This is a genomic window from Streptomyces sp. NPDC059816 (assembly GCF_042732055.1).
Lineage (GTDB): Bacteria > Actinomycetota > Actinomycetes > Streptomycetales > Streptomycetaceae > Streptomyces.
Window position 1 is genome coordinate 1 of sequence record NZ_JBHWIQ010000065.1, and the last position, 4,932, is coordinate 4,932.

The window sequence follows — 4,932 nt, forward strand, 5'->3', positions numbered from 1 at the left end:
TCTGGAGGGTCCCGCGGTCACCCTGGACACCGCCTGTTCCTCGTCGTTGGTGGCGTTGCACCTCGCCGCCCAGGCCCTGCGCAAGGGCGAGTGCACCATGGCCATCGCCGGCGGGGTCACCGTGATGGCCCGGCCGGTCGCCTTCGTCGAGTTCAGTCGGCAACGCGGTCTGTCCGCGGACGGCCGCTGCAAGGCGTACGCCTCCGCCGCCGACGGCACCGGCTGGGGCGAGGGCGCGGCCCTGCTGGTGGTGGAGAAGCTGTCGGACGCGCTGGCGAACGGTCATCCGGTGCTCGCCGTGCTGCGTGGTTCGGCGGTGAACCAGGACGGTGCGTCGAACGGCTTGACGGCGCCGAACGGTCCGGCGCAGCAGCGGGTGATCCGGGCGGCGTTGGCGGATGCCGGGCTGTCGGCGGCCGAGGTGGACGTGGTGGAGGGACACGGAACGGGGACGAAGCTGGGTGACCCGATCGAGGCGCAGGCGTTGTTGGCGACGTACGGGCAGGACCGTCCGGAGGGCCGGCCGCTGTGGCTCGGTTCCGTGAAGTCCAACCTCGGTCACACCCAAGCCGCCGCCGGGGCGGCCAGCATCATCAAACTCATCGAGGCGATGCGGCACGACACCCTGCCGAAGACCCTGCACGTGGACGAGCCCTCGCCGTTCGTGGACTGGGACTCTGGAGCCGTGTCCCTGGCGACCGAACCGGTCGACTGGCCGCGCGGCGAACGCCCCCGACGGGCCGGCATCTCCGCCTTCGGGATCAGCGGCACCAACGCCCACGTCATCATCGAGGAACCGGACCTCCCCGCCCCGTCGCAGGAGGAACCGCCCGGCACCGGCGCGCGGGTGCTGTGGCCCCTGTCCGCCGGAACCGAACAGGGCCTGCGCAACCAGGCGCAACGCCTGCACGCCCATCTGCTGGCCCGGCCGCAGGAACGCATCGAGGACATCGCCCACTCGCTGGCCACCAGCCGCGCCGCTCTGCCGCACCGGGCCGTCCTCGTCGGCCACGACCGCGCCGTCCTGCTCGACGGACTCGACGCGCTCGCCGCCGGCCGCAGCGACAGCCGCGTGGTCCGGGGCACCCCCACCGCGGGCGACCTGGCGTTCCTGTTCACCGGCCAGGGCAGCCAACGCCCCGGCATGGGCCGCGAGCTGTACGCCCGCTACCCCGTCTTCGCCGCCGCCTTCGACCAGGTGTGCGACGAGTTCGGGGACCGGCTCGGCAAGCCGCTGCGTGAGGTCGTCCTCGACGGCGAGCCCGGCGAACTGGACCACACCCTCTTCGCCCAGGCCGGCCTGTTCGCCCTGGAGGTCGCCCTCAGCCAACTGCTGCGACACGTCGGCATCCGACCCAGCCGGGTCGCCGGACACTCCATCGGCGAACTGGCCGCCGCGCACGTCGCCGGGGTGCTCACCCTCCCCGACGCCGTCACCCTCGTCGCCGCCCGCGGCCGGCTGATGCAGGCCCTGCCCGAGGGCGGCGCCATGGTCTCCGTACGGGCCGCCGAGTCCGAGGTGACCCCCCTGCTCGAAGGCCACCACGACCAGGTCGCCGTGGCCGCCGTCAACGGACCGAGGTCCGTGGTGATCTCCGGCGCCGAGGACCTCGTCACCGCACTGGCCGAACAACTCGCCGAACGCGGCCACAAGACCCGACGGCTACGCGTCAGCCACGCCTTCCACTCGCCCCGCATGGACCCGATGCTGGAGGAGTTCCGGGCGGTCGCCCACACCCTCACCTACCACCCGCCCACCCTGCCGGTGGTGTCCAACCTGACCGGTGAGGTGGTGCCGGCGGAGGAGATCAGCTCACCGGACTACTGGGTCCGACACGTCCGGGAAGCCGTGCGCTTCGGCGACGGCGTCCGCACCTTGCAGGACAGCGGCGTCACCACCTTCGTGGAGATCGGCCCCGACGCCGTGCTCAGCGCCATGGGCCAGGAATGCGTGACGACGGACGACAGCGGCCCCGAGCCGGAGTTCGTCGCCGCGCTGCGCCAGGACCGCTCCGAGGAACAGACCTTCCTCACCGCGCTCGCCCGCCTCCAGGTGCGCGGCTGGACACCGGACTGGAACGCCCTGACCGGCCCCGAGGGCGCGCGCCGCGTCGACCTGCCGACGTACGGCTTCGACCACAAGCGCTACTGGCCGGTCGCTGTGCCCCGCAGCGCGGCCGACGCGGCCGGGCTCGACGTCACCACCCACCCGCTGCTCGGCGCCGCGGTGCGCCCCGCGGACACCGACTCGCTGCTGCTCACCGGGCGCCTCGGCCTCCAGGCCCACCCGTGGTTGAACGACCACCGGGTCTGGGACACCGCCCTGCTCCCCGGTTCCGGACTGGTGGAACTGGCCCTGGAGGCCGCGGAGCAGGTGGGCGGGGCCGCACTCGACGAGCTGACCATGCTGTCGGCCCTGGTCCTACCGGACACCGGCGCCGTCGACCTCCAGGTGTCGGTGGCCGAGGCCGACGACACCGGCCGCCGCTCCCTGACCGTGCACGCGCGCCCCGCCGGCGCGGACAACGGCACCGGCACCGAAGACTGGACCCGCATCGCGGCCGGTGTCCTCGCCCCCGAGGAGCGCACCGGGGTCACCGGGCTCGACTTCCCGGCGATCTGGCCGCCCGCCGACGCGACCCCCGTGGACCTCACGCACTGGTACGAGACCATCGCGGAGAGCCGACTCGACTACGGGCCCGCCTTCCAGGGCCTGCGCCGGGCGTGGCGCCGGGGCTCCGAGGTCTTCGCCGAGATCGGGCTCACCGAGGACGACGCCCAGCGGGCCGGCGAGTACGGGCTGCACCCGATCCTGCTCGACGCCACCCTGCACGCCATCGGCCTCGGCGCACTGCCGGTGAGCGAGCAGACCCGACTGCCGTTCGTGTGGACGGGCGTCCGCCGCTGGTCCGCGGGCCCCTCGGCGGTCCGGGCCCGGATCGCCCCGGCCGGACCGGACGCGGTGTCGCTCACCCTCACCGACCCGTCCGGCCGCCCCGCCCTCTCGGTCGCCTCCCTGACCGTGCGCCCCGTCTCGCCCGAACAACTCGGCCGGTCCACCCCGACCGGATCGCTCTACCAGCGACGGTTCGTGGACCTCGCCGCGCCACAGCCTCGGCCCGCCACCTGGGCCCTGCTGGGTGACGCCGCCGAGCTGGCCCCCGACCTCGCCGCCGCCGGGCACCGGACCGGGACCCACACCGACCTCGCCGAGCTGGCCGCCGCGGTGGACGACGGCGCCGCCGTGCCGGACGCCGTCCTGCTGCCGTTCACCGCGCCCGACGCGGACGGCGACACCGCAGCCGCGACCCGGGCCGCCTGCCACAGCGCACTCGCCCTGGCCCAGACCTGGCTCGCCGACGAACGGTTCGCCGCCTCCCGGCTGGTGCTGCTCACCCGGGACGCGGTCGCCGCGGCCCCGACCGACACCGTGACCGACCTGCCGGTGGCCGCCGCCCGGGGCCTCCTGCTGTCGGCCGCCACCGAGAACCCCGGGCGCATCCACCTGGCCGACCTGGACGCGGCGGACGCCTCCCGCGCACTCGTGCCGCACCTCATCGCCGTCGACGAGCCGCAGACCGCGCTCCGGGCAGGAACCCTGCTCGGCGCCCGACTCGAAGCGGTCCCCGAGGACGCTGCCGCGCCCGAGTGGCCCCGGCACGGCACGGTCCTGGTCACCGGGGCGACCGGCGCGCTCGGCGGGCTCGTGGCCCGGCACCTCGTCACCGCGTACGGGGTCCGGAAGCTGCTGCTGGTCAGCCGTCGCGGCACGGACACCGGACTGGGTGCCGAACTGGCCGCGCTCGGCGCCTCGGCCACCTTCGCGGCCTGTGACGTCGCCGACCGAGACGCGCTGGCCCGCACCCTCGCGCAGATCCCGGCGGAACACCCCCTCACCGCGGTGGTGCACGTGGCCGGGGTCCTCGACGACGGCGTGGTGGGCGCGCTCACCCCGGAGCGCGTCGACACCGTACTGCGCCCCAAGGTGGACGCCGCTTGGAACCTGCACGAACTGACCCGCGACGCCGAGCTGTCCGCCTTCGTGCTGTTCTCCTCGGCCGCCGGCGTGTTCGGCAGTGCCGGGCAGGGCAACTACGCCGCGGCCAACGCCTTCCTGGACTCCCTCGCCGCACTGCGCCGCGCCCGGGGGCTGCCCGCGCTCTCGCTGAGCTGGGGGGCGTGGGCCGACGGCATGGCGGCGGACCTCGGCGAAGCCGACCGGGCCCGGGCGACCCGCGCCGGACTGGGCGCGCTGAGCGAGACCGAAGGGCTGCGACTCTTCGACGCGGCCCTCGGCGACGGCTCCGCCCACCTGGTCCCGTTGCACCTGGACACCACGGCGCTGAACGGCGACGTACCACCGCTGCTGCGCGGACTCGTGCGCGCCCGGCGCACGTCGCAGCGCCGCGGACCGGGCGGCGAGGACGGTGCGGACTTCCTGCTGCACCGCCTCACCGGCCTCACCCCGCGCGAACAGGAGAAGGTCCTGACCGACCTGATCCGCGCCGAAGTGGCCGCGGTGCTCGACTACGCCGAGGCCGGCAGCGTCCTGGACGGGCGCAGCTTCATCGAGCTCGGTGTCGACTCGCTGACCGCACTGGAACTGCGCAACCGCATCGGCAAGGCGATCGGGAAGCCGCTGCCGCCGACCCTGGTCTTCGACCACCCGACCCCGGCCGCGCTCGCCCAGAAGCTCTGTGCGGACCTGTTCCCCGACGCCACGGAAGGGGACGAGGACGAGTTCGACGAGGCGCGGTTCCGCCGGGAACTCGCTGCCCTTCCCCTCGCCCGGCTTCGGGAAGCCGGACTGCTCACCCCACTGCTCGCCGTGCTGGGCGCCGAGCCTGTCGAGGAGTCGGTCGACGATTCGAGTGACGATGAATTGATTGATGGTTTGGGTGTGGCGGATCTGATTCGTTTGGCGCGTGAGGG

General features: G+C 74.2%; 1 protein-coding gene. It reads left to right on the plus strand.

Annotated features, from left to right (window positions below):
- A partial coding sequence (locus ACFV88_RS35945) for a type I polyketide synthase (RefSeq protein WP_385496431.1) occupies positions 1–4,932 on the plus strand: 4,932 nt, incomplete at both ends.